General features: G+C 43.5%; 24 protein-coding genes. 9 read left to right on the top strand and 15 right to left on the bottom strand.

Translation table 11 applies throughout. The features are described from left to right. Nucleotides 1-152: 152 nt before the first annotated feature. The 4 genes from FTU91_RS05345 to serB all read right to left on the bottom strand — a co-directional run bounded on the left by FTU91_RS05345 (nt 153) and on the right by serB (nt 3,336). Nucleotides 153-659: a hypothetical protein gene (locus tag FTU91_RS05345; RefSeq protein ID WP_180081286.1), complete on the bottom strand. Its 507-nt coding sequence runs from the start codon at nt 657-659 to the stop codon at nt 153-155. A gap of 67 nt (nt 660-726) precedes the next feature. After that, nucleotides 727-1,206: an SCP2 sterol-binding domain-containing protein gene (locus FTU91_RS05340; RefSeq protein WP_180043154.1), complete on the bottom strand. Its 480-nt coding sequence runs from the start codon at nt 1,204-1,206 to the stop codon at nt 727-729. A gap of 148 nt (nt 1,207-1,354) precedes the next feature. Continuing rightward, nucleotides 1,355-1,690, bottom strand: coding sequence for an AciT family ciprofloxacin tolerance protein (gene aciT, locus FTU91_RS05335; RefSeq protein WP_086196574.1), 336 nt, complete (start codon nt 1,688-1,690; stop codon nt 1,355-1,357). 425 nt (nt 1,691-2,115) lie between these two features. Next, nucleotides 2,116-3,336 carry a phosphoserine phosphatase SerB gene (gene serB / locus FTU91_RS05330; RefSeq protein ID WP_180043153.1) on the bottom strand — a complete coding sequence of 407 codons (1,221 nt, stop codon included), beginning with the start codon at nt 3,334-3,336 and terminating at the stop codon, nt 2,116-2,118. Between the two features lie 77 nt (nt 3,337-3,413). Between serB and FTU91_RS05325 the strand changes: the two genes are divergently transcribed. Then, nucleotides 3,414-4,667, top strand: a complete 1,254-nt coding sequence (locus tag FTU91_RS05325; protein ID WP_180043174.1) for a hypothetical protein — start codon at nt 3,414-3,416, stop codon at nt 4,665-4,667. A 94-nt stretch (nt 4,668-4,761) separates the two neighbouring features. Here the strand turns inward: FTU91_RS05325 and FTU91_RS05320 are convergent, their stop codons facing one another. From FTU91_RS05320 to mhpT, 3 genes are all read right to left on the bottom strand, one after another. Then, nucleotides 4,762-5,706: a bile acid:sodium symporter family protein gene (locus FTU91_RS05320; RefSeq protein ID WP_180043152.1), complete on the bottom strand. Its 945-nt coding sequence runs from the start codon at nt 5,704-5,706 to the stop codon at nt 4,762-4,764. 96 nt (nt 5,707-5,802) lie between these two features. Continuing rightward, on the bottom strand, nt 5,803-6,438 hold the full coding sequence (pncA, locus tag FTU91_RS05315; RefSeq protein WP_180081287.1) for a bifunctional nicotinamidase/pyrazinamidase: 636 nt from the start codon (nt 6,436-6,438) through the stop codon (nt 5,803-5,805). 284 nt (nt 6,439-6,722) lie between these two features. Then, entirely contained in the window at nt 6,723-7,928 is a 1,206-nt protein-coding gene (gene mhpT, locus FTU91_RS05310) for a 3-(3-hydroxy-phenyl)propionate transporter MhpT (RefSeq protein ID WP_180043151.1), read from the bottom strand. A 722-nt stretch (nt 7,929-8,650) separates the two neighbouring features. On the opposite strand from mhpT, the gene dapA reads away from it, so the two are divergent. From dapA to purC, 3 genes are read left to right on the top strand one after another with little or no spacing between them, the layout of a single operon-like run. Further along, nucleotides 8,651-9,550, top strand: a complete 900-nt coding sequence (gene dapA / locus FTU91_RS05305) for a 4-hydroxy-tetrahydrodipicolinate synthase (RefSeq protein WP_180081284.1) — start codon at nt 8,651-8,653, stop codon at nt 9,548-9,550. A gap of 13 nt (nt 9,551-9,563) precedes the next feature. After that, nucleotides 9,564-10,169, top strand: coding sequence for a lipoprotein-34 precursor (NlpB) (locus FTU91_RS05300; RefSeq protein ID WP_180043150.1), 606 nt, complete (start codon nt 9,564-9,566; stop codon nt 10,167-10,169). A 36-nt stretch (nt 10,170-10,205) separates the two neighbouring features. Then, nucleotides 10,206-10,925 (top strand): phosphoribosylaminoimidazolesuccinocarboxamide synthase, encoded by a 720-nt coding sequence (purC, locus tag FTU91_RS05295; protein WP_086196580.1) that lies wholly within the window; start codon nt 10,206-10,208, stop codon nt 10,923-10,925. Nucleotides 10,926-11,266: 341 nt separating this feature from the next. Here the strand turns inward: purC and FTU91_RS05290 are convergent, their stop codons facing one another. Beyond that, entirely contained in the window at nt 11,267-12,541 is a 1,275-nt protein-coding gene (locus FTU91_RS05290; RefSeq protein ID WP_180043149.1) for a replication-associated recombination protein A, read from the bottom strand. A 158-nt stretch (nt 12,542-12,699) separates the two neighbouring features. Continuing rightward, nucleotides 12,700-13,152, bottom strand: coding sequence for a YcgN family cysteine cluster protein (locus tag FTU91_RS05285; protein WP_086196582.1), 453 nt, complete (start codon nt 13,150-13,152; stop codon nt 12,700-12,702). 192 nt (nt 13,153-13,344) lie between these two features. Here FTU91_RS05285 and FTU91_RS05280 point away from each other — a divergent pair, with 192 nt between their 5' ends. Continuing rightward, entirely contained in the window at nt 13,345-13,503 is a 159-nt protein-coding gene (locus tag FTU91_RS05280; RefSeq protein ID WP_180043148.1) for a DUF1328 domain-containing protein, read from the top strand. 178 nt (nt 13,504-13,681) lie between these two features. On the opposite strand, the gene murJ is transcribed toward FTU91_RS05280, so the two are convergent. Both murJ and ampD read right to left on the bottom strand, forming a co-directional pair. Beyond that, nucleotides 13,682-15,232, bottom strand: coding sequence for a murein biosynthesis integral membrane protein MurJ (gene murJ / locus FTU91_RS05275; protein WP_180081282.1), 1,551 nt, complete (start codon nt 15,230-15,232; stop codon nt 13,682-13,684). A 75-nt stretch (nt 15,233-15,307) separates the two neighbouring features. Next, a complete protein-coding gene (gene ampD / locus FTU91_RS05270) occupies nt 15,308-15,883 on the bottom strand; it encodes a 1,6-anhydro-N-acetylmuramyl-L-alanine amidase AmpD (RefSeq protein ID WP_180043146.1) in 576 nt (191 codons plus the stop codon). Between the two features lie 175 nt (nt 15,884-16,058). Between ampD and nadC the strand changes: the two genes are divergently transcribed. Continuing rightward, nucleotides 16,059-16,904, top strand: coding sequence for a carboxylating nicotinate-nucleotide diphosphorylase (gene nadC / locus FTU91_RS05265; protein ID WP_180043145.1), 846 nt, complete (start codon nt 16,059-16,061; stop codon nt 16,902-16,904). Nucleotides 16,905-16,993: 89 nt separating this feature from the next. Here the strand turns inward: nadC and rph are convergent, their stop codons facing one another. The 3 genes from rph to FTU91_RS05250 all read right to left on the bottom strand — a co-directional run bounded on the left by rph (nt 16,994) and on the right by FTU91_RS05250 (nt 20,134). Continuing rightward, complete coding sequence (gene rph, locus FTU91_RS05260; protein WP_166170535.1) at nt 16,994-17,710, bottom strand: ribonuclease PH; 717 nt, start codon at nt 17,708-17,710, stop codon at nt 16,994-16,996. 174 nt (nt 17,711-17,884) lie between these two features. After that, complete coding sequence (locus tag FTU91_RS05255; protein ID WP_180043172.1) at nt 17,885-19,024, bottom strand: acyl-CoA desaturase; 1,140 nt, start codon at nt 19,022-19,024, stop codon at nt 17,885-17,887. A gap of 87 nt (nt 19,025-19,111) precedes the next feature. Further along, nucleotides 19,112-20,134 (bottom strand): ferredoxin reductase, encoded by a 1,023-nt coding sequence (locus FTU91_RS05250; protein ID WP_180081280.1) that lies wholly within the window; start codon nt 20,132-20,134, stop codon nt 19,112-19,114. Between the two features lie 172 nt (nt 20,135-20,306). Between FTU91_RS05250 and FTU91_RS05245 the strand changes: the two genes are divergently transcribed. Then, nucleotides 20,307-20,966 carry a TetR family transcriptional regulator gene (locus FTU91_RS05245; RefSeq protein WP_180043143.1) on the top strand — a complete coding sequence of 220 codons (660 nt, stop codon included), beginning with the start codon at nt 20,307-20,309 and terminating at the stop codon, nt 20,964-20,966. A gap of 60 nt (nt 20,967-21,026) precedes the next feature. Here FTU91_RS05245 and FTU91_RS05240 read toward each other — a convergent pair whose 3' ends face one another. Further along, the gene (locus tag FTU91_RS05240) at nt 21,027-21,644 is read right to left on the bottom strand and encodes a thiol:disulfide interchange protein DsbA/DsbL (RefSeq protein ID WP_180043142.1); all 618 of its coding nucleotides are present in this window, start codon (nt 21,642-21,644) and stop codon (nt 21,027-21,029) included. Between the two features lie 180 nt (nt 21,645-21,824). On the opposite strand from FTU91_RS05240, the gene ubiG reads away from it, so the two are divergent. Together ubiG and FTU91_RS05230 are read left to right on the top strand one after the other, a co-directional pair. Continuing rightward, entirely contained in the window at nt 21,825-22,538 is a 714-nt protein-coding gene (ubiG, locus tag FTU91_RS05235; protein WP_166170527.1) for a bifunctional 2-polyprenyl-6-hydroxyphenol methylase/3-demethylubiquinol 3-O-methyltransferase UbiG, read from the top strand. Next, entirely contained in the window at nt 22,538-23,236 is a 699-nt protein-coding gene (locus tag FTU91_RS05230; protein ID WP_180043141.1) for an HAD family hydrolase, read from the top strand. The genes ubiG and FTU91_RS05230 overlap by 1 nt, the downstream gene beginning before the upstream one ends. Nucleotides 23,237-23,238: the final 2 nt, after the last annotated feature.

Below are 23,238 nucleotides of genomic sequence, written 5' to 3'. Positions count from 1 at the left end.
GTTGGAACAAGCAAGGATGTATATCTTGCCGGAGAGAAGGAAAAGAAATTGTCCCAGGGTTGTGAAGCTAAAACCACAGAAATACCCAAGAAAATGCCAGTCAATTTCTTAACTGACTGGCATTACCTCGATTGAGGGCTTTTTTATTCTAATTAAAGAGTTGTAAGATATTTTGCGCGGTCCATCACATCTGTAGGAATGTCTTGAACTAACATCACTGTTAATGATTGCTGACCTTTAACTTTTGCTGATTGTTGAGTTTCTAAAACTGCATTTACATCTTTTGGAGACAATGTATACATTGCTCCAGTAGCTGGATCAATAATCAGAAGACCAAGTAAACCACCAAAGATAATATTACCTATATACCAGCCATTTACACTTGCAGTTACTTGAATTTTTTTAGTTTGGAAACCTTCTTTTGAGAAAGCAACTTCATATCCTGCTGGTTTAAAGAAACCATTACCACGTTTTAAAGTCACAGTAGCAGGAGTCGAGCCAGTATGAATCTTTTCACCTGATTTATTTGTAATAGTGATGTTGGCTGACTCTGGTACTGATTTAAAAGTCAAAGTCTGTGTTGAACCAGAAAAAATACTCGCACAACCAGTAAAAGTCATTGACGCTGCAATTACTGAAGCTGTTAAAATTTTCTTCATAAAAATACCCCCTATATAAGCGGGGGGTATTATTAATAGGAAAACTATATTTTTCAATTAATCTTAATTATTTACCAGTCTTTTCACGAATAAATGAACGTACCAGTTTCACTTTTTCTTGTACCGGTTTTGGTAATTTTGGCGGAATCAGTTTGGCAACCTTATTAAACCAGACCAAAAGGCCAAAATCGCCTTCCATTTTAATCGTGCCATTTTGCATGCCGGTCATGAAAGCGCTTGGATCACCTTTCATTAAGGTTTTTACGCCCTGTTCACTGTCTGCGAACTGCAAAATGAAGTCCGCTTTTTCTGCATCGCCTGCTACTGTGTCAATTTGCCCATTATTTACAATAATTTGACGTGCAAAGCCCAGATCAGTGCCAATTTGGATACGGAATTGACGTTCATGAACCAGTTCAATAAATTTTGGACTGGTACGCGCCAACTGTTTCATACGCAAAGCTAAGCCCGCAACTAACAAATCAAGCGGATCCGTGCTTACATCGACCAGTGGTAATTTTACGACAGGAATCGAAGATAGTTTCATGACATTTAAGCCTATTGTAATTGTTGGAAAATTGACGACTTATCCTACCATAAGTTGGGTTTTTTGAAGTAAGGCTTTGTATAACAATAATCAATAAAAAAAGATGTGCCGCAGCACATCTTTTTTTATTGATTATCAGTTTTTCAAATTAACGGCTTGAGTAGTGTTGCTGCTCATCATCATAGACTGGTGTATGTTCAATATAGCGACGTTTGGCTAAAGCGCGTTCTGCACGACGATCTTCGCGGATTAACAGCAGGGTTAAAATCCCCATGACCGACATTAACGCCGTCAGGTAGCTGTATCCCATCGGTAAATCAAACGCCAGTTGAGTACTAAAGCGAATGGCTTCAATCAAGCCCCAAAACAGCATACCTGCAAACATAAAGCTTAACAAACGACGATAAGGCGAGAAGAAAACAGCTATCAAAGCAGCGGCAATCAAGCTTAAGCCTATGATGGTTGCTAAATTCGCTGTAACCATAAAAACCTCCGTCCTATAAAGGATGTTGACACTTTTATATGGGTCTAAATCAAATCCCCGATAGCGTGAATAAATGCTGAAATATATTTATATCAATTTCTATGCAAGCATTATGCGGAGTTTTTTGAAGAAAAAAAGTCTTGTATTTTCAACAAGCGACATACCTTGTCGCAATATTATTTTGTCATTACATTTTTTTATTTTTAACTTTTTCTGGAAATAAGATGGGCTCGGACTTGCCGTGTCATTACAAAAAAAAATAATGCATTAAAAGCATTAAAAAAATATTTTCTATCAATGGATAGATTGGTGTTTTGATCGGCAATTTAAGCCAACCGTTCATCGTAATTTCACTATTTTGACCACAAAAAAACGCGACATCAATGTCGCGTTTTGTCAATAACATCCACCGTTAGACTGAACCATTAGGCACGACTCAGGTCTTTATCATGTACACCTAGAAGATATAACACCCCATCCAGACCCACACTTGAAATCGCCTGATTGGCATTCTGGCGAACCAGAGGTTTGGCGCGGAAAGCCACCCCTAAACCGGCAATCGACAACATTGGCAAGTCATTGGCACCATCGCCCACGGCAATGGCCTGCTCCAGTGAAATATCCATTTTGTCTGCCAATTCACGTAGCAACAAGGCTTTGCGAGCGCCATCCACAATATGACCCTTGACTTCACCTGTGACCACGCCATCTTCTACATCCAGAATATTGGCATGGACTTCATCAATCCCCAATTTTTCTTGCAGATATTCGGCAAAATACTGGAAACCACCGGAAAGAATTGCAGTTCTATAGCCCAACGCTTTCAAGGTTGAAATCAGGCGCTCTGCCCCTTCAGTCACGGTCAGACGTTCAGCAATTTTGGGTAAAACAGAGGCATCCATACCTTTGAGCAAAGCGACACGGGCGCGGAAACTTTGCTGGAAGTCCAGTTCACCTTGCATGGCACGTTCAGTGATTTCAGCCACTTGTTCACCAACACCGGCTTCAATGGCCAACTCATCAATCACTTCCTGTTCAATCAGGGTCGAGTCCATATCGAAGCAGACCAGACGGCGATTACGACGGTAAGCATTATCTTCCTGAACCGCAACATCAACACTCAGTTCACTGGATAAACGCAAGCAGGCGGCACGCATGGCAGTGGCATCGAGCATTTGTCCTTTGAGGCCAAATTGTACGCAAGAGCGTTTTGGTCCTTCAACTGTGCCATTGCGCTCTGGGCGGCCCGACAAACGGGTCACGGTTTCAATATTAAAACCCTGGTTAGAGACGATCTGGGTCACGGCCTGCAAATGTGAGGCGGTCAATTCAGGTGCCAGTGCCGTCACGATATAACGGGTCTGCCCACCTTCACTCACCCATTGATCATATTCTGATGTAGAGATTGGTTTAAAGCGCACTGTTAAGCCAATATCATGTGCTAGAATCAGAATCTCCTTCATGGCTAATGCTGTAGCAGTTTGGTCATCTGACGAAACAACAATACCTAAAGTCAGTTGGTTGTGGATGACGGCTTGTCCAACGTCCAAAATTTGTAACGAATGTACGGACAATACCTGCATTAATCGTGTAAATTGATTAGGCTGGTCGGGTCCCAAAAATGATATAAGAATGATTTCTCGCATGAATTGACTCGGATCTGAGCTACAACTATTGCTAGAATCATAATCGAATTTGAACATAAATGCCTTGGAAGTTTACGTTGAATGCGCCTAGACAAGGGCTATTTGCTAGCCTACTGATTGTAAGTTTTGCTTTTCACACCTTTTTACTGGTACTTGCGACGACGCATCAGCTGAATGCTAACCGCGCCAGTCAGGGACAGCTGATGACCTCACAACTGGTCACAGACAGCCTGTCCGAGCTGGAACCGGCCAATACGGTGTCATTGGCTTTACTGGCCGACCGTTATGCCACCAACCCGAGTGTGGCTTCTATCCGTATTTTGGATGCGAACAATCAGGTACTGGCAACAGGTGGTTTAACCAAAACACGCCAAGGTGAAGTGTTTGTTCGTGAAGCACTGCAAAATGAAAAGAAAGTGGGCAGTATTGAAATTACCCTCATTCAACCCAGTATTGGAGAAATTTTACGTACCCAATGGCTGGCGATTTTATTATCGCTGCTGATTCATGGCTTGTTATGGTTGGCCTACCGTGCCATTGCCCGCCCAAGCCGTACCGAATATCTGGCACGTATCAATAATGAATCACGCCTCAAACATGAAATCCAAACCCTGACTCAGGCTTTGGAACAAGAACAGCACAATGCCGCAGTCGCGATTGCCCAGGCACAGAACAATGCTCAGGCCAAAGCTAAAATCAAAGAATCGAAACCTGTGGTACTGGATGACAAGTGTATTGCCTTAAATATCCAGTTTTATGACCCTAAACAGCTGATGGATTCGGTCAATAAAACCGTTTCCATCCCCTATTTCAATCTATGCCAGATTTTCCTGAATAAAGCCACTGAACTCTGTGTGCAACACTACAAGTTAAACAGTTCAGACATCACCACGGTGCATAAATTTGATGAACATGGCGCAACCATTAGCATGACGGTAGAAACACCAAATGCAGTGCCTTGCCTGGTGATGATCAGTACCGTGTTCCAGCTCTTGTCCGATGTGCTGTACAAACGTTATCGTGAAGAAAAACGTTTTGTGTTGCAGACCCGCAGTGCCATTTCCAGCCACGTTGAGGCCATGCAGCTCAGCCCTGTCCAGGCAGCAGAACGTCTGGTACAACAATTGACTGCCAAGGAAAGTGCTATTCACTTACCCAATGAGTTTCTAAAGCAGATCTCGGATTGTTACCAGCTGGTTAGCCTGCCGAATCCAACCAATGTACTGACCCGTCATGCCTTTATGATGAACGGGATGGACAGCGAAGTGGCGGAACTGGCACAAACCTTTAGAACCGAAATTTTAAAAGCCAAACAATCCAAGGCCTCTTAAACTTAAGAGATAAAAAACCGAGCTGAACTGCTCGGTTTTTTTATCTCTAGGATTCTGTGCTGAAGTACAACTGTGCTCAACAGAGATATCTTGATCATTCTTCTATTTTATCTGTCCTGCTTGCCCAATAACTCGCTAATGCTGGACCTGAAATATTATGCCATAAACTAAAAATGGCACTCGGCACCGCAGTTAGTGGTGAGGCAGCAAAATGCACTGCTGCTAAAGCCACGCCTAAACCCGAGTTTTGCATGCCGACTTCTACCGCAACGGCTTTACAGTCTGCATAAGGTAATTTAAACAAACGGCTTGCCCAGAAACCCAGCAGATAGCCCAGACCATTGTGCAAAGCCACAACCTCTAGAATCAATAAACCAGATTGTAAAATTTGTGTCTTACTTCCTGCAATAATTGCTGCCACAATGGCCACAATCGCCAGCACTGAAATCAAGGGCATCACCTGAATATAAGAGTCCACTTTTGACTTCAGTACCGCCCGAATCGTTAAACCCAGAATAATCGGAAACAATACCACTTGCAGAATCGAACCCAGCATCGACAAGGCATTAATCTCAATCCACTGGCTGGCCAGAAGATAAAAAATTGCCGGAGTTAATACAGGTGCTAAAAGAGTCGAAACCGAAGTACAGGCAACCGATAACGCAGTATTGCCTTTGGCCATATAGGTAATCACGTTGGATGCTGTGCCGCCCGGGCAACAGCCGACCAGAATTACCCCGATGGCAATTTCAGGGGGCAACTGAAACAGCTGGCATAAGCCATAAGCCAGTCCCGGCATCACCACAAATTGTGCGACCACACCAATCCCCACAGCTTTGGGACTTTGCACTACCCCTTTAAAATCATCCACGGTCATGATCATGCCCATACCGAACATGATAATTCCGAGCATCCAGGTAATATAGGCTTTAAGCCAGACAAAGGCTTCCGGGAAAATTAAAGCAATAGCGGCAAATAGCACTACCCACAGGGCAAAGGTTTTCTGAATACATTGGGTAAAGCGCAAAAAAGCAGACATACAATACATCCAATATTTATGCTGTTCTGATCTGGAGAGCAGGTTGTACCATATCTATTCAGCAAAACAGCAACTTTTTCAGCTTGATCCTGTTTTTTAGGAGATATGGCGTTGAACAATATCCTTCATCAAAATACGCTTGACCCCTGCCGCGAGCATATCTTGCCAGGCATGCTGTAATGACCCGTGTAAATCGATACCTTTGGTGGCATCGGAAATCACATAGCTTTTAAAGCCCAGTTTACAGGCATCTATTGCGGTCCAAGCCACACAAAAATCTGTGGCAATGCCGACAATAAAAACCGTATCAATGCCACGTTCTTTTAAATAGCCAGCCAAACCGGTTGTGGTTTTTTGATCTGCTTCCAGAAAAGCTGAATAGCTGTCGATATGGGCATGCGCGCCCTTGCGGATGACCAGTTGGGCAGTCGGTAAATGCAGATCTGGATGAAGTTCTGCATCAGCAGTGCCTTGCACACAATGGCTTGGCCACAGGACTTGCGAGCCATAATCCAGCTGAATCATCTCAAAAGGTGTTTTACCAGAATGATTCTCGGCAAAGGAAATGTGATTTTCTGGATGCCAATCCTGGGTAATCACAATATTGTCAAAATGCAGCCCCCACTGGTTGATGTTCGGAATAATCTGATCAGCATTGGCCACAGCCAAATTGCCTCCCGGCGTAAATCCTCGTTGCACATCCACCACAATCAAAGCCGCATTCTGCATTATTTTCATCCCTTGAAATATCAATTTACGCCCAAGCATAGCGCAAAATAGTAGAGGATTTTTAGCGCTAGCGATAAAAATAGAATGACTGTTCATTCGGATTAATCTTGCAATCAGTTCCATATCTGTATTATTTTGCAATGCCTAATAAATTAGGAAATCGCTTTGATTGCATCGCAAATGATAAGCAAAAACAGAAAATTCCCCCTATCAATACCATGATGATTTTTTAAATTCTGAGCATTAAAAAAGCCTGCATTTGCAGGCTTTTTTTAATCTTTTCAGTATTACACCTTGGTGCGGTTCACCAGGATCAGCATACATACTGCAGAGATAATGATACATGGAATCGCTGCGGTAATAACGCCTGCTGCACCAAAGCCTGCAGTCAGTAACTGACCTGCAATCACAGGGCCAAGCATTGCACCGATACGGCCTACTGCAGAAGCAACACCTACACCAGTACCACGTACTTCGGTCGGATACACGATACTACCGAAAGCATACAGTACGCCCTGACAGCCAATCACGAAGGCACCTGCCAATGCTGCAGCCATATACATCTGGCTCAGCGAGCTTGCACCGTTCAATGCCAATAGGCCTGCCAAAATACCACCGTACATCAACACAATCACGTAGGCTTTTTTCCAGCGGTCGGTCAACATACCCAAAATTACAGTACCAATCGTTGCAGTAACCATAAAGTAGAACTGTGCAGTTGAACCGTCTTTGCGGGTGAAGCCCAGCTCCATAAACAATGATGGTAACCAGCTCAGCATGATGTAAACCACCATCAGCGTGAAGAAGTAGCTGACCCAGATGCACAGGGTACGTAACAGGTTATTCGAGTTAAACAGATCCTTGAATGAACCTTGTGGAGCAGCGGCAAGTTCAGCTGCAGTTTTGTTCTGTACTTTCAGGTATTCTTTCGACTCAGGCAGGAACAGCATCATCAGTGGAATCACGAAAATCGGTAATAAACCGCCCAGGTAGAATACATTCTTCCAGTTGGCACCGAATTCAGTTGCGGCAATTAACGACAGAATCGCAGCACCGACCGGCATACCACAGTACATCAGGCCCACGGCACGACCACGGTTTTTTGGCGATACAGCTTCAGAAGCCAGCGTGATCAGAATTGGCATGGCACCACCCAGACCGGCACCCGCCAGGAAACGCACAGCCAGCAACGTGTTAAAGCTGTTTACCCAAACTGTACATAAAGTAAATGCGGCAAACACTGCTGTCGACCAGATCAGGACTTTCTTACGACCAATACGATCTGCAAATCGACCGCCGACCAGTGCACCAGGCAGTAAGCCTAAAATCCCTGCACTGAAAAACACACCCAATTGCGAGCTGTCAAGACCAAAATGCTCACGAATACCCGCGGCTGCAATACCTGCGGCCTGAATATCCAGGCCCTCGATCACCGCGATCAGAAAACAGATCGCTACTGTGATGACCGCGTGCTTGTTATCTGATTTTTCCATTGGAATATCCTTGTTTCAATCAGCGTTGTTCATAATAAAGTCGCAATCATCTATGAGACTGGCAGCATAATTAACTACCAATAAGTTGAATAATTTACAGTTTATTAACAAAAATACTGGATATTTAAAGTTTTTCAGTACCAAATACACATAGTCGCAAAAACACTTAATCCGCTTAATCCGTACAAGAAAAATTCACATGATCTTGATAAATTCGATTCTAAAAATCATCCTGTGCGAAAAAAGTCAAAATGGAGTAATAGTTTTTATTAATTATTCTTCTAGTTTTTAATGATCATTTTGATAGATTAACTGTCTGGTTCATATAGCTTTAAAGTCTATACTGATTCTTATTAAATCTTAAATTCTGATGTTTTTACCCGGAATTATTGAGTTGATTGGGCCCAGCGCAGTTTTTTAAAATCAAAGTAAGCATTTTCACAGTCAAAAAATTGATCTTAAAGGATTAAAAACAGATTAGAATTTCAGGACACATCCATTTAAAAAAATTACCCTGGTTATATTTGTGCTGTTTTTCACTTGCTTTTCATAAAGTTTTTAGATGGTTTGACTAAAGCATATTGTTCTTCACCGCTTGTTCGTTCATAATTTGCATAAGCATTATTCAATTGGCTTGAATTTGCTATAAATCAAAATACGTAACCATCCACATCTCTGTTTTTCTACCCCAGTTGGATGGCCAAATAGGATAATTTTTTAAAATGACTCAGCAAGCACAGATCATTCAAGGTTCAATTGTCGCAATCGTCACCCCGATGTTTGAAGATGGCAGCGTAGATTGGAAGGGTCTAGAAAAGCTGGTTGAGTGGCATATAGAACAAGGCACCAACAGTATTGTGGCTGTAGGGACCACAGGTGAAGCATCGACTCTAAGCATGGCTGAACATACCCGCGTGATTAAAGAAATCATCCGTGTAGCCAACAAACGCATTCCTATTATTGCCGGTACCGGTGCAAACTCGACTCATGAAGCCATTGAGCTCACCAGAGAAGCAAAAGAGCTCGGTGCAGATGCCGCATTACTGGTTACGCCTTATTACAACAAGCCTACACAGGAAGGTTTATATCAGCACTACAAAGCGATTGCTGAAGCTGTTGATTTGCCTCAAATTCTGTATAACGTCCCAGGACGTACCGGCGTGGACATGCTTAACGAAACCGTGATCCGTCTGGCCGATATTCCGCAAATTGTCGGTATTAAAGATGCCACTGGGGATGTAGCGCGTGGGAAAGAACTCATCGAAGGATTAGCCGGCAAAGACATGACGGTTTATTCTGGCGATGATGCGACTGCATACCAATTAATGGGACTTGGCGCTAAAGGCAACATTTCTGTCACTGCCAATGTCGCACCGAAGGAAATGAGCCTGATCTGTGCTGCAGCACTCGCAGGTGATGCAGCAGGTGCTGAAGCTTTAAATAATAAAGTTGCAAATTTACACAATATTTTATTTTGTGAATCTAACCCAATTCCTGTGAAATGGGCACTCCATGAAATGGGCTTAATTGGTACCGGTATTCGCTTACCATTAACTCCTCTTGCAGAACAATATCGTACCCCGTTGCGTGAAGCACTCAGCGCTGCGGGTGTCATTAAATAAAGAGCACAACACTATGCAATTACGTTTCGGTTTAACCCTTGCACTTTCGGCATTCAGTTTAGCGGGTTGTAGTTCCATGGGAATCAGCAATGGTTCACTGGACTATAAAAATACAACAACCCTTGAACCTGTGAAATATCCGGAAGGTTCAATGGTTCGACCGGCAACGCCGTTGTATCCTGCCCCAACAATTGACCCGCTGGCGATTGAGCATGCACCCAAGCTTGAAAACAAGCACGGTAACCGCTTTGCTCTACCCCGTCCCGACAAGGCGCAAAGCAATAGCGCTGCCGATGCTCAACAAGACAGCACAAATATCGGTCGTCCACAGCTGGTTCGTGATGGAAACCAAAATCCACTGCTCAAAATAGACGGAAATTCTGCTACAATCTGGCAGTACACACTTGCCACCCTCAGTAGCCTCAACCATAGCATTGTTGGTCAAAGTAAAAATCGTTACGAAGTAACCATTAAGATTGACCAGCAGATTTATGTATTAAGACTGACCTCTGTAGGCACAAGTAACAACTTAGCTGTATTCAATGCCGATAACAGCTTTGCAGACCAAGAAAAAGCTGCAGAACTGTTAACCCAGATTTACCAAAATTGGCCAGCCTAGTCGTACTAGGCATTTTTTTTTGAAAAAGGTTCCCCCATGTTGAAACAAACCTTGCTCTATACTGGTAAAGCGAAATCTGTTTATGAAACAGATAGTGCAGATCACCTTATCCTAGTTTTCCGTGACGATGCTTCTGCATTTAACGGCGAAAAAATCGAACAGCTGGATCGTAAAGGCAAGGTGAACAACCGTTTTAACGCCTTCATCATGGAAAAATTGGCTGCTGCTGGCATTGAAACTCACTTTGAAAAACTTCTTTCTCCAACTGAAGTTTTAGTGAAAAAATTGAAAATGGTTCCAGTTGAATGTGTAATCCGTAACTATGCTGCCGGTTCTTTATGCCGTCGTTTAGGCGTAGAAGAAGGTAAAGAACTGGTTCCACCTACTTTCGAATTGTTCTTCAAAGATGATGCGCTTGGCGATCCAATGGTGAACGAATCTCAAGCGATTGCTTTAGGTTGGGCAACTGCTGAACAGTTGGCACAGATGAAAGAACTCACTTACAAAGTGAACGAAGTGCTTAAAGGCTTGTTCGATGCAGGTAACATGTTACTTGTAGACTTCAAACTTGAATTCGGTGTATTCCACGACCGTATCGTACTGGGTGATGAATTCTCTCCAGACGGTTGCCGTCTATGGGACAAAGACACCAAGAAAAAACTCGACAAAGACCGTTTCCGTCAAGGTTTAGGCGGTGTTGTTGAAGCTTATGAAGAAGTTGCTGCACGTTTAGGTATCGACCTTTCTGATATCTAATTCGTTCATCGAATTTCAAAAACCGGGCTAAACAGCCCGGTTTTTTATATCTCCAAAAATCGAAAAAACAGATTTAATTAATAAAAATGATCGTTTTTACAATATTGGTTTTTTTACTTAATATATCTTATATACCGGGCAGCAAGAAGTTGAAGTCAATGACTTTATAAGCTCCTGCTGACCGACCAAAATTTTTAGTTTACCCTCTAGGATGTATCTCCCCTAAGACATCCTATTTTCAGCCCAATCCGTCCTATGGATTGGGCTTTTTTTTACATTTTTTCATCTGAAAAAACTTAGCATGAAAGAAAATGCCTCAGCGCCTGGAATCATCTTGACTGTTATTGCTGTTGTTGCTGTTGCATCCAGCGACGCTGTTGCAGTTTTTCTCCTTCCACTTCGCGCTTGTTCCGTGCAGATTCGTATAGCTTGGTGCCTTTTAATTCAGGTGGCATATACTCTTGCAGAACGAAATGCTCTGGATAATTATGCGGATAGAGATAATTCACACCATAGCCCTGCTCTTTCATGAGCTTGGTTGGTGCATTGCGTAAATGTAGCGGCACAGGCAAGTTTGCAGTTTTTTCAGCCAGGTCGAGTGCCTTATTAATAGCAAGATAAGTGCTGTTACTTTTGGCACTGGTCGCCAAATACACTGCACATTGACCGAGAATAATACGACACTCCGGCATGCCCACAGCCTGTACCGAACGGAAACATTCGCCTGCCAGAAGCAAGGCATTCGGATTGGAATTGCCAATATCTTCCGAAGCGGCAATCAGCATACGACGGGCAATAAACACCGGATCTTCGCCGCCTTTTAGCATGCGCGCCATCCAGTACAGCGCTGCATCCGGATCACTGCCGCGGATGGATTTAATAAAGGCAGAGACCAGGTCATAGTGCTGCTCACCCGATTTGTCATAACGGGCAATATTCTGCTGCGCCACCTTGACCACAATGGCATTGGTGATGATATTTTCCAGTTCCGGTTCAAAAGTACTGGCAATTAAATCTAGAAGATTAAGCGCCTTACGTGCATCTCCAGCCGCAAATTGCAGTAATGCTTCGTATTCTTCAATTTGGATATAACGCTCTTTTAAAAAGGCATCCTGCTGTATGGCATTATTCAATAAAGTTCGAATTGACTCATCATCCAGCGCATTTAAGGTATACACCTGACAACGCGATAACAAGGCATTGTTCACTTCAAAAGAGGGATTTTCTGTGGTTGCTCCAATTAAGGTAATTTTGCCTTTTTCTACTGCATTCAATAAGGCATCTTGCTGTGACTTGTTAAAACGGTGAATTTCATCAATAAACACGACCGGGGTCAATAAATCGCCACTTTCGGCAATCACTTCACGCAGTTCTTTTACTCCGGTATTGAGCGCCGATAAACTGATAAAGGGCCGATCCACGGCTTGAGCCAAAAGCAAAGCAATGGTGGTTTTTCCAACGCCTGGTGGCCCCCAAAAAATGATGGAAGGTAAATGGCCCTGATCAATCATTTGACGTAAGGGGGCACCTGCTCCCAATAAATGATCTTGCCCGATAATTTCGGACAAATCACGCGGACGAAGTCGTTCAGGGAGTGGAATATGGCTCTCAGACATCTTGTTATTTCTTTACTGTACTTAAACTAAGTCTACTATGTAATTTTAATATCGCGCATTTCAAATGAGCCGATTTACAAAAAAATCGCTGTATCAGGTCGGGGTGAGGATGAAATTTGCAAATTTTTTCAGCCAAAAATTATATGATGAACAGGAAATTAACGCACCCAACGCACAATATATTCCTCAAGATCATCTTCATTGACTTCTGTTTCGGAAATACAACGGCCTGCTGCCGATTTGCGCGCCTTGATCACACTGTCACGTGTTCCTGTATTTAAATAATGCCAGGCAGGTAGACTCTTACCTTCTTTTAAACGGCGATAAGCACAGCTCGGCGGCAGCCAATGAATAGTGGCTAATTTTTCTGGTGTGAGTTGAATACAATCCGGCACATGGTCAAGTCGCTGCTCATAATTACTACAACGTGCAGTTTTGCAGTCTAAAAGTTTGCAAGCCACCTTGGTATAAGCGACTTCTTGCAGTTCTTCATCTTCTAATTTGATTAAACAGCAGAGACCGCAACCATCGCATAATGCTTCCCATTCGGCAGGATTAAGTTCAGTTAGAGCATATTCTTTCCAAAATTGTGGGCGTAAGGATTCGGTCATAGCAAGGCAAAAATTAGCAAATGAAGCCTATTATAACCTGTGCATGATTACAGTCCATAAACGTGATTATTACTTTAAATCATCGATTTGCCGTCAAACTGAACATTTTTTAAACATAAGCATAACACTGCTGGAAATTTTCCGCCCCTATACTGAATCTACTTTGAAAATAACAACACATGGAGAAAGCTTATGTTCCGTTGGGCGATTATTTTTGCAGTGATTGCACTGATTGCAAGTCTACTAGGTTTTGCTGGCGTCGCAGGATTATCTAAAGATTTTGCGGTTATTTTACTCGTGGTTGCCGTTATTTTAGCAATCATCGGCTTCCTCTCCAGGGGAAGAGTTTAGTTGAATGAACTCCACTTAAAATATCTCACTTGATCAAAAAAAAGAGCCTATTCAGGCTCTTTTTTCATATCCGATTTTTTATTCAGCTTTCTATTATCTACCTAGCAAAAGAACCGAATCAAAAATTAAATATCTTTTTATCTAACTTATCTCACCGTGTAGAGTTTTAAGATAAAAATTAAGGTCGTAAATGGCGTGGTCTAAAGCCGGTGACCAATAAACCAATCGCATAAGCCACCACACCAGCGACACATAAACCAATCACTTCCAGTATACGCATCCATTGTGATACATCTCCATTGTACCAACTCAATCCATACCACAGTGCAGCAATCATCGCGGCATTCGCCACTGCATATTGCAGGAACAGCTTTTTCCAGTGTCCGGCAAAGCGGAAAATATTGCGTTTATGCAGATAAAAATACAGCATACCGGCATTGACCAAGGCCGAACCTGAAGAAGCCAGGGCCAAGGCCATATGCTCTGCATGCCAATCAATCAGTTTAAAGAAACTAATAAACACCACGTTTAAAATGGCATTGGCTGCCACAGCCATCAAGCCAACACGCACAGGTGTGCGGGTATCTTGCTGGGCATAAAAGCCCGGGGCAAAGACTTTAATCAGCATGAAGGAAATTACCCCGGCACTCATACATTGCAGGGCCAGCGCAGTCATTTCAGTATCTTGCAAGGTAAATTGCCCATGCTGGAACAAGGCCTGAATAATTGGAGTAGACAGCATAAATAAGGCGATGCTGGCAGGAATACCGACCAGCATGATCACTTTTGCGGCCCAGTCAATCATGCCACGGAACTTGACCTGATCCTGTTCGGCATGACGTGCAGACAGTGAAGGTAAAATCACGGTACCAATCGCCACACCGATCAACCCCAAAGGCAATTCCGTCATCCGCTCGGCACTGTATAACCACGATACCGAACCATCCTGCATGAACGATGCCCAAATTGTGTTGAGCAATAGATTAATCTGGGTAACCGAAACACCAAACAGTGCTGGAAGCATCAATTTCATGATGCGTTCCACACCTTCATGTTTGAAATCCACTTTAGGTGGAATCAGTAGTTTTTTACGCCACAGCTCTGGAATCTGAATGACCAGCTGTAAAATACCGGCAATCACCACCGCCCAGCCGAGTGCCATAATCGGTTCGGCCATATAGGGCGTTAGCCACCATGCGCCTGCAATCATGGTGATATTCAATAGTACAGGCGAAAATGCCGGGGTTGAAAAAGACCCATAACTGTTCAGAATACTGCTGGCAAAAGCCGTTAAAGACATAAACAGCAGATAAGGAATGGTCAGACGAAACATATCCGTCGCCAGGGCAAATTTTTCCGGGTCATCATGGAAACCGGGCGCATAGATATACAGCACCGCAGGTGCTGCCACCATGGCAATAAAGGTCAGGCTGGTCATAAAGGTGGCCAGACAGCCAAACACCCGGCTAATCAGGATTTGTACTTCGGCATGGGTTTTGGTGGTTTTATATTCGGTTAAAACCGGGATAAAAGCCTGTGAAAATGCACCTTCGGCAAATAAGCGCCTGAAAAAGTTCGGAATACGAAAGGCCACTACAAAGGTATCGAAATCTTTACCTGCACCAAACACATTCAGCAACACCACATCTCGGACTAAGCCCAGCACCCGAGACAACATGGTCATTGTACTAACAATAAAGGTCGATCGCCAAAGCGCCATCGTAACCACCCAGTGAAAAAATTAAGTCGCTATTGTAATGAAACTCCACATGGAGTTTCGTTGTTTAATCATAAAGCCCACTTATTATTGATGGATTTTATGCTGCTGCAATAAAGTTCTGAATTTGACCCAGTCAAAAAATGGGCCCGGATCGGTTTTACGTCCAGGCGCAATATCCGAGTGACCGGCCAAATGTTGTAAAATTTTGGGATAAGCCGCTTGCAATGCAGCCGTCACTTGCGCCAGCACTGCATATTGCACATCATCAAAAGGCAAATCATCACTGCCTTCCAGTTCAATGCCAATAGAATAGTCATTACATTCTTTTTTGCCCAGGTAAGTCGAACGTCCGGCATGCCAGGCCCGATCATTAAAATTGACAAATTGCAGCACTTCACCACTGCGTAAAATCAGCAGATGGGCAGAAACCTGCATGCCCTCAATGCTTTGAAAATAAGGATGCTCTGACCAGTCCAGCTGGTTCTGAAAAAACTGTTCAATATATCTCCCACCAAATTGTGACGGCGGCAGACTGATGTTATGCACCACAACCAGTTGAATTTCGGTGTGTTCGGGACGTTGATTATAATTTGGGGAAGGTACTTGCCTGGCACCGATTAACTGACCGTCGATGACCTGAAAAAAGGGGGCCTGTTGCATAGTCCAATCCTGAGTCCTGTTCGCATAAGCTGATGATTTTAGCGCAATCCTAAAACTTTAAACTTAAAATCTCAAATTCCGCAGCTAAAATCGCTGGAAAAAAACATTTCTTTTAAATGAACAGTGCTAAAATAACGCGCAATTTTCATGGGTTAAAAAAGATACGGGAATCCTTATGAGCATATCTCAATCCTTGCTTGAACAATCGATCCAAATCAACATTCAACAAGCATTACAAGAAGATATTGGCGAAGGTGATATCACTGCTTTATTAACTCCTGAAGATGAACAGGCGACAGCAACAATTATTAGCCGTGAAGACATGGTGCTGGCCGGTCAGCCTTGGGTCAATGCACTGATTCAGGCTTATGATCCAAAGGTACAGGTCACCTGGCTAAAAAATGATGGCGACCGCGTACAAGCCAATGAAGCCTTTTTAAAACTGGCCGGTTCTGCACGCAGCCTGCTGACGGTGGAACGCCCTGCCCTTAACTTTGTGCAAACACTTTCTGCAGTTGCGACCAAAACTGCTTTATATGTTAAAGAACTGGAAGGCTTAAATACCAAATTATTAGATACCCGTAAAACCTTGCCGGGCTTACGTATTGCACAAAAATATGCCGTGGCGATTGGTGGCGGTCAGAACCATCGCCTGGGTTTGTTTGATGCCTTTTTGATTAAAGAAAACCATATTATGGCAGCAGGCGGTATTGCGCAGGCGATTAGCAAGGCACATAACATTGCACCGGGTAAACCGGTGGAAGTTGAAGTGGAAACCTGGGATGAACTAAACCAGGCTTTAGAAGCAAAAGCGGATATCGTGATGCTGGATAACTTCAGCCAGCAGCAAATGATTGATGCGGTGAAGCATGTTGCCGGTCGTTGCAAGCTGGAAGCATCAGGTAACATTACCATCGCAAACTTACGTGAAGTGGCAAGCTCAGGTGTGGATTATATTTCAATGGGTGTGTTAACCAAAGATGTGAAAGCAGTGGATTTATCCATGCGTTTTAATGCTTGATCGCCCCTACTCAATTCAATAAAAATTGAGTCAATAAAAAACGCACCGATGGGTGCGTTTTTTATTGTTTAGATTGTTAAATTAACAACTTACCAGCCTAAAGCTTCTTGCTGTTTTTTAATGAGTTCTTGGATGCCTTTTTCTGCCAATTCAAGCATTTCGTTACATTGTGCACGGGTAAATGGCTTGTCTTCAGCAGTCCCCTGCAGCTCGATAAACTCGCCTGCTTGAGTCATCACTACGTTTAAATCAGTTTGGCAGTTTGAATCTTCTTCATAACACAAATCTAGCAAGGCTTTGTCTTGATACATGCCGACAGAAATCGCAGCCACCAGACCTTTCAACGGATCGTGTTTAATTTTCTTGGTTTCAAGCAATACATTCATGGCATCGACTAAAGCCACTGCTGCACCAGTAATGGATGCTGTACGTGTACCACCATCCGCCTGAATCACATCACAGTCGATGGTAATGGTATTTTCACCCAGTTTTTTCAAGTCCACCATGGCACGCAGGCTACGACCAATCAGACGCTGGATTTCCTGAGTACGGCCACTTTGTTTACCACGCGCCGCTTCACGGTCACTACGGGTATGGGTAGAACGTGGCAACATGCCGTATTCCGCAGTCACCCAACCCTGTCCCTTACCTTTCAAGAAACGCGGTACTGAATTATCAATACTTGCAGTACAAAGAACTTTTGTATGACCAAATTCAATCAACACTGAACCTTCCGCATAACGTGTATAGTTACGGGTAATTTTTACGTCACGTAATTGATCTAATGTACGTTGGTCGATACGCATAATGAGTCCTTAATTTCGGCTAAAATTCATTGCGGCCTAGTATAACAGAAGCATGCTCTCAGGTTTTGCCAAGAGATTCTCTATTGGCAAAAACCATCAAGCCCGGACGCATCCATTTAAGCTTGCATGAAATTCACTCCCCACCCTGCATATCCTTAAGCTTGTTAGTGAAGTTTAAAAGCTCAATAAGTTTTTTAATTTCTGTTTGGATTGTTCAAGGGTTGAAGTCCATGAATTTGGCAATGAACATTTAGCCAAACGTACCCAGACGCTAGCAAACTGTTTCATGAAACTGGCTTCATTATAGTGAATGCCATACTCTGCACATAAGGCACGGATTTTTGGTGCAGCTTCAGCATAACGGTTCGCTGGCATATCAGGGAATAAATGGTGTTCAATTTGATGACTCAAATTACCACTCAAAATATGCAGCCATTCTGTGCCGCTAAAATTACTCGATCCGCGAATTTGACGTAAATACCATTCAGCACGCGTTTCAGTGGCCGTATTGTCCGGTTCAAAGGTTTCGGCATCTTCAGTGAAATGTCCATTAAAAATCACTGCGGATGCCCAGAGGCTACGAATAACATTCGCCACTGCATTTCCGGCAAATACCGGCAGTGCATTCAGACCCGCAATTAATGGAAAAAACACATAGTCTTTGGCAATCTGACGGGTGGCTTTTTTGCGGAATTTTGCCGACTCTTTCCACACCTCTTTCCATGTTTTGGTTTTATAGGCAATCGCATCTTCCAGATGTAAATTCTGTACGCCCACATACCATTCAAAAAACACCATAAGCTGAATAGCTAAAGGAATATTGAATAAAAAGCGCGGTTCCCATTTTTGTGCTTCACTGACCCGAATCAGGCCATAGCCAACATCATGGTCTTTACCGACAATATTGGTATAGGTGTGATGGATATAGTTATGCGTATGTTTCCAGTCATCGCCTGTTGCCATGGTGTCCCAGTCATAATTGGCACCATTTAAAGTCGGATCGTTCAGCCAGTCAAACTGACCATGCATCACATTATGGCCCAGTTCCATATTTTCAACGATTTTGGAAATACCCAACAAGCCTGTACCCAATAACCAGACTGGTGGAATCCAGCCGCCGAACATCAACATGCCACGCGATGCAATTTCGCTATAACGGACAAAATCGCGGATTTTATAAATGTATTGGGCATCTTTTTCGCCAATGCTGTCCATAATTTCGCGGCGAATGGCATCCACTTTTTCACCAAATTCGGCAATTTGTTCAGCAGTTAAATATTTAGATTTACTGTTTTCTGGAAATTTCACTGACATATTCATTGTTTTTCTCCTGAGTGATCATCCAGCATGGCTTGTTTCAAAACGGGATCAATCACTGAAAGTTTTTTAAAATTTTGATGCTTACAGGTTAATAGTGACCGGACTTACGGCCTGGCTAATACACAATTTAATCTGGGTATTGCTATCGTGGTCGATTTCACCAGTGAGCAGGTTTTTGGTTGAACCACTGACTTTGGTACAGGTACAGGTATTGCAGATGCCCATACGGCAGCCATGTGCGGGTCTCAATCCCGCCTGTTCGGCACTTTCCAGCAAATTGGTTTTGGCTTCAAACTCTTGTTGAGCGCGTAAGAAAATTACCGGTTGTACTGCCGCATTTTCATCGACCACCACCTGGAAATATTCCTGTTTGAGTTGATCGGCAATGCCGAATTGTTGATAAATCTGGTTCAGGCTTTGCATCATGCTCTTGGTACCACAGGCATAACTTTGACGTTGCTTAAAATCTGAAATGGTACTTTCAAGCAGTTCCGCGGTTAAATGTTGCTTCTGTGCCAGAGTATTAAAATGATGATATTGAAACTGCGGATGCTGCTCGGCCAATTGCTGCAATTCGCTATGGAACGCATCATCACGCGCGAAATAGATCAGGTCAATCTGACTGACTTGTTGACGGATGGCCTGTTGCAATAAAGAATAAATTGCAGTGATACCACTGCCTGAAGCTAACAACAGAATAGGTTGTTGAGATGAACTTAATGTGAAATCACCCTGCACCTGGGAAATTTCCACCACACTGCCCACAGCCAAACGGGTTAAAGCATTGGAGACTTTGCCCTGACGTTTCACGGCAATCACCACGTTACCGTTGGCAGTGATTTTGACAACGGAATAACTGCGTTGCTCACGCACACCTGCAATCACCACAGTCACTAAAATACTTTGTCCGGCATAAAAAGCATCAGCACAAAAATTATGATTCGGCTGCAACTCGATCTGATAAAAGTCTGAACTCAGCATCTGTACATCGACAATACTGGCTTTGACTTTTTTCCATGCCCAAACTGGATTGATTTTTTCAGCAATAAAATCGACGAAATCTTCTCGAATCCATTGTGGCTGATATTGCATGACATGACTCATATGACGTTCCTCTTTTATTGCTGGCTATTTATTTGAGTGAACAGGTGTTCTTATAGTGAACACATGTACACTATAATCATTTTTTAATTCAGTCAACATCAGTTCACTGACATTCGTCGTTTAATTTGTTTTTTTTTGATAGACTTCATGCAGCATTTTTTAGGGTAGTCGCATGTCGATACGGGATGAGCGTAAACAGCAGAGCCGCCAGGCACTTTTGGATGCCGCGCTGGCGTTAAACACGTCTGGACGCTCTTTCAGCAGCATCAGTTTGCGTGAAATTGCACGCCATGTCGGTTTGGTACCAACGGCATTCTACCGTCATTTTCAGGACATGAATGAGCTGGGACTAGAACTGGTTGATCAGGTTGCCCTGCATTTAAAAGGTATTTTTCATCAGCTGGGACAAGCCTATATCTATCAGCCAGATACCGAAACCCAAATCAGCCTAGACCTGTTTTTTCAGGCAGTTGAACATCATCCTGAACCGTGGGTATTTATGATTGCCGAACGCTGGGGTGGATCAGAAGTGATTCGCCAGGCGATTGCCCGGGAAATTAATTTTTTAATTGAAGACCTGGCTAATGATTTGGGTCAAATTGAGGCCATGCAGCACATTGGTAATACCCAAGACCTGCAAGTATTTTCTAATATTTTAATTAACTTGTCTTTTACCTGGGCCATGACCTGGATGGACATTAGCCGGAAATATCAGGCTGAAGAACGTATAGAACAACAAAAACAGTTTAAGCTGCAAACCATGACTCAAGTGCATTTGATTTTCCGTGGCATCTCCAACTGGGACCCTTCCAAAGATTCGGTCTCTTCATAATTGAATAACGACCAGATGTAAAAAAACCGCCATGATGGCGGTTTTTTTAGAACCTGTTGCTTATTTGGCTTTACGCTCTTTTTCTACCAGATAGCTGAGCACTTGCGTGACTTTGGCATCTTCACCTTGCACCACATATTTACCATTGACCACAACCGCAGGCACACCACTGAGTTGATATTGCTGTGCCAACTGTTTGGCTTGCGCTATTTTTGAAGTAATAACAAATGAATTAAACATGCTGTTGAATTTGGCTTCAGGCACGCCATATTTTACAAAGAACTTGGCTTGGGATTTTTGATCAAAAATCTGCTGGCCACCTGCATGAATGGCATGGAATAAAGGCAAGTGAGTTTTCTTACGAACGCCTAATGCTTCAGACACATAATAGCCACGCGCGCCCTGCTCCCAGACAGGATTCATTGCCGCCGGAGTACGCACGAAACGCACATCTTTAGGTAATTTTTTCAGCCAGGTCTGCATATGCGGCTCTAAGCGATAGCAATGCGGGCAGCCATACCAGAAGAATTCACGCACTTCAATTTTTCCAGGAACTTCAACCTTAACCGGATTGGCCACCACGGTGTAATCTTTACCTGCAACAAAATTGGCTGCCATTGCAGTACCGGATAAGGCAAAAATAGCCGTTGCTACACTACCTAAAAGAAATTTTTTCATTGACCTTATTGTCCTCTAAATCGTTATGCTTAATTTATGCGATCACTATAAATCAATTATGCCGAATTCGTTTTCATTCTGTGAACTTTTTTACGGCATTTATCGCTTTTTTTAGAATTAACGCTACACTAAGCTTCTGTAACTTTTTTAAATTATAATGACTTGATTGAGGTGATACCGATGTCGCAATTGAATGTTGATCCACAAGAAATTGCCAAATTTGAAGCATTCGCTGCCATATGGTGGGATCAGCATTCTGAGTTCCGCCCCTTGCATATGATCAATCCGCTGCGTTTAAACTGGATTGATGAGCATGCTGGCGGTCTCAGCGGTAAAAAAGTGCTCGATGTCGGTTGTGGTGGCGGTATTCTGTCGGAAAGCATGGCGCGTCGTGGAGCCAATGTTTTGGGTATCGACATGGGTGAAGCGCCATTAAATGTAGCCCGCATTCATGCCGAACAGGAAGGCGTGCAGAATATTGAATATCGCCAGGTTCCGGTAGAACAGTTGGCCCAGGAACAGGCCGGACAATATGATGTGGTGACCTGTATGGAAATGCTGGAGCATGTTCCAAATCCGGCATCAATTATTCAGGCCTGCCAAACCCTGGTCAAACCGGGCGGCCATGTGTTCTTCTCGACCATTAACCGTAATCCAAAGTCTTATCTGTTTGCCATTATTGGCGCGGAATACGTTCTGCGTATGCTCGCTAAAGGCACCCATGATTACAGCAAGTTTATCAAGCCTTCCGAGCTGGCGCATGATATCCGGGCAGCAAATCTGAAACTGAAAGACATGACCGGCCTGCATTACAACCCGCTGACCAAACGTTACTGGCTGGCACCAAATGTCGATGTGAACTATATGGTTTATACGGTAAAAGAAGGTGCCTGATGAAAGCTGTACTGTTTGACCTGGATGGCACCTTAATTGACACTGCGGCTGACTTTATTCGCATTATTCAGGACATGTGCCGCGACAAACCCTGTGACATCGTGGCCGCGGATTTAATTCGTACCCAGGTCTCTGAAGGTGCACGGGCCATGGTGAAACTGGTCTATCCGGAACTGGAAGTGGAAGATCCGGTATTCCTCGCCCATCGCCAGCGCTTTTTGGATTTGTATGGTGAAGATATTGCGGTAGAGACCGATCTGTTCGAAGGCATGCATTCCTTGCTAGAACAACTGGAAAGTCAGGATATTCCTTGGGGCATTGTCACCAACAAGCCTCGCTGGCTCAGTGAGTCCCTGCTTCAGGCACTCAATCTGACCGAACGCTGTGCGGTTCTGGTTTGCCCGGAAGATGTCAGCAACACCAAACCCGATCCGGAACCGATGTATCTGGCGGCCAAGCAAATTCAGGTACGACCTGAAGATTGTATTTATGTGGGTGACCATCCGCGTGACATTGATGCAGGCCGCAATGCCAATATGTACACCATTCTGGCAGGCTATGGCTATTTACCATTGCAACACAAAGATAACTTAACAGCATGGCAGGCGGATTGTATAGTGAAGACAGTTGCAGAATTACATCAAGTGATTAATCAACTAGTCGGCGTAAAACAAGATCATCATTCACTCATTTCATAACG

The sequence above is a fragment of the Acinetobacter sp. YH12201 genome, from assembly GCF_013418145.1.
Taxonomy (GTDB): Bacteria; Pseudomonadota; Gammaproteobacteria; order Pseudomonadales; family Moraxellaceae; genus Acinetobacter.
The sequence above is the reverse complement of the archived record's forward strand: the minus strand, read 5'-3'. Positions and strand labels throughout refer to the sequence as shown.

Coding starts and splice junctions, on each gene's coding strand:
- FTU91_RS05345 (WP_180081286.1), bottom strand. CDS start 659: ATGAAGAAAATTTTAACAGCTTCAGTAATTGCAGCGTCAATGACTTTT.
- FTU91_RS05340 (WP_180043154.1), bottom strand. CDS start 1,206: ATGAAACTATCTTCGATTCCTGTCGTAAAATTACCACTGGTCGATGTA.
- aciT (WP_086196574.1), bottom strand. CDS start 1,690: ATGGTTACAGCGAATTTAGCAACCATCATAGGCTTAAGCTTGATTGCC.
- serB (WP_180043153.1), bottom strand. CDS start 3,336: ATGCGAGAAATCATTCTTATATCATTTTTGGGACCCGACCAGCCTAAT.
- FTU91_RS05320 (WP_180043152.1), bottom strand. CDS start 5,706: ATGTCTGCTTTTTTGCGCTTTACCCAATGTATTCAGAAAACCTTTGCC.
- mhpT (WP_180043151.1), bottom strand. CDS start 7,928: ATGGAAAAATCAGATAACAAGCACGCGGTCATCACAGTAGCGATCTGT.
- dapA (WP_180081284.1), top strand. CDS start 8,651: ATGACTCAGCAAGCACAGATCATTCAAGGTTCAATTGTCGCAATCGTC.
- FTU91_RS05300 (WP_180043150.1), top strand. CDS start 9,564: ATGCAATTACGTTTCGGTTTAACCCTTGCACTTTCGGCATTCAGTTTA.
- purC (WP_086196580.1), top strand. CDS start 10,206: ATGTTGAAACAAACCTTGCTCTATACTGGTAAAGCGAAATCTGTTTAT.
- FTU91_RS05290 (WP_180043149.1), bottom strand. CDS start 12,541: ATGTCTGAGAGCCATATTCCACTCCCTGAACGACTTCGTCCGCGTGAT.
- FTU91_RS05285 (WP_086196582.1), bottom strand. CDS start 13,152: ATGACCGAATCCTTACGCCCACAATTTTGGAAAGAATATGCTCTAACT.
- FTU91_RS05280 (WP_180043148.1), top strand. CDS start 13,345: ATGTTCCGTTGGGCGATTATTTTTGCAGTGATTGCACTGATTGCAAGT.
- ampD (WP_180043146.1), bottom strand. CDS start 15,883: ATGCAACAGGCCCCCTTTTTTCAGGTCATCGACGGTCAGTTAATCGGT.
- nadC (WP_180043145.1), top strand. CDS start 16,059: ATGAGCATATCTCAATCCTTGCTTGAACAATCGATCCAAATCAACATT.
- rph (WP_166170535.1), bottom strand. CDS start 17,710: ATGCGTATCGACCAACGTACATTAGATCAATTACGTGACGTAAAAATT.
- FTU91_RS05255 (WP_180043172.1), bottom strand. CDS start 19,024: ATGTCAGTGAAATTTCCAGAAAACAGTAAATCTAAATATTTAACTGCT.
- FTU91_RS05250 (WP_180081280.1), bottom strand. CDS start 20,134: ATGAGTCATGTCATGCAATATCAGCCACAATGGATTCGAGAAGATTTC.
- FTU91_RS05245 (WP_180043143.1), top strand. CDS start 20,307: ATGTCGATACGGGATGAGCGTAAACAGCAGAGCCGCCAGGCACTTTTG.
- FTU91_RS05240 (WP_180043142.1), bottom strand. CDS start 21,644: ATGAAAAAATTTCTTTTAGGTAGTGTAGCAACGGCTATTTTTGCCTTA.
- ubiG (WP_166170527.1), top strand. CDS start 21,825: ATGTCGCAATTGAATGTTGATCCACAAGAAATTGCCAAATTTGAAGCA.
- FTU91_RS05230 (WP_180043141.1), top strand. CDS start 22,538: ATGAAAGCTGTACTGTTTGACCTGGATGGCACCTTAATTGACACTGCG.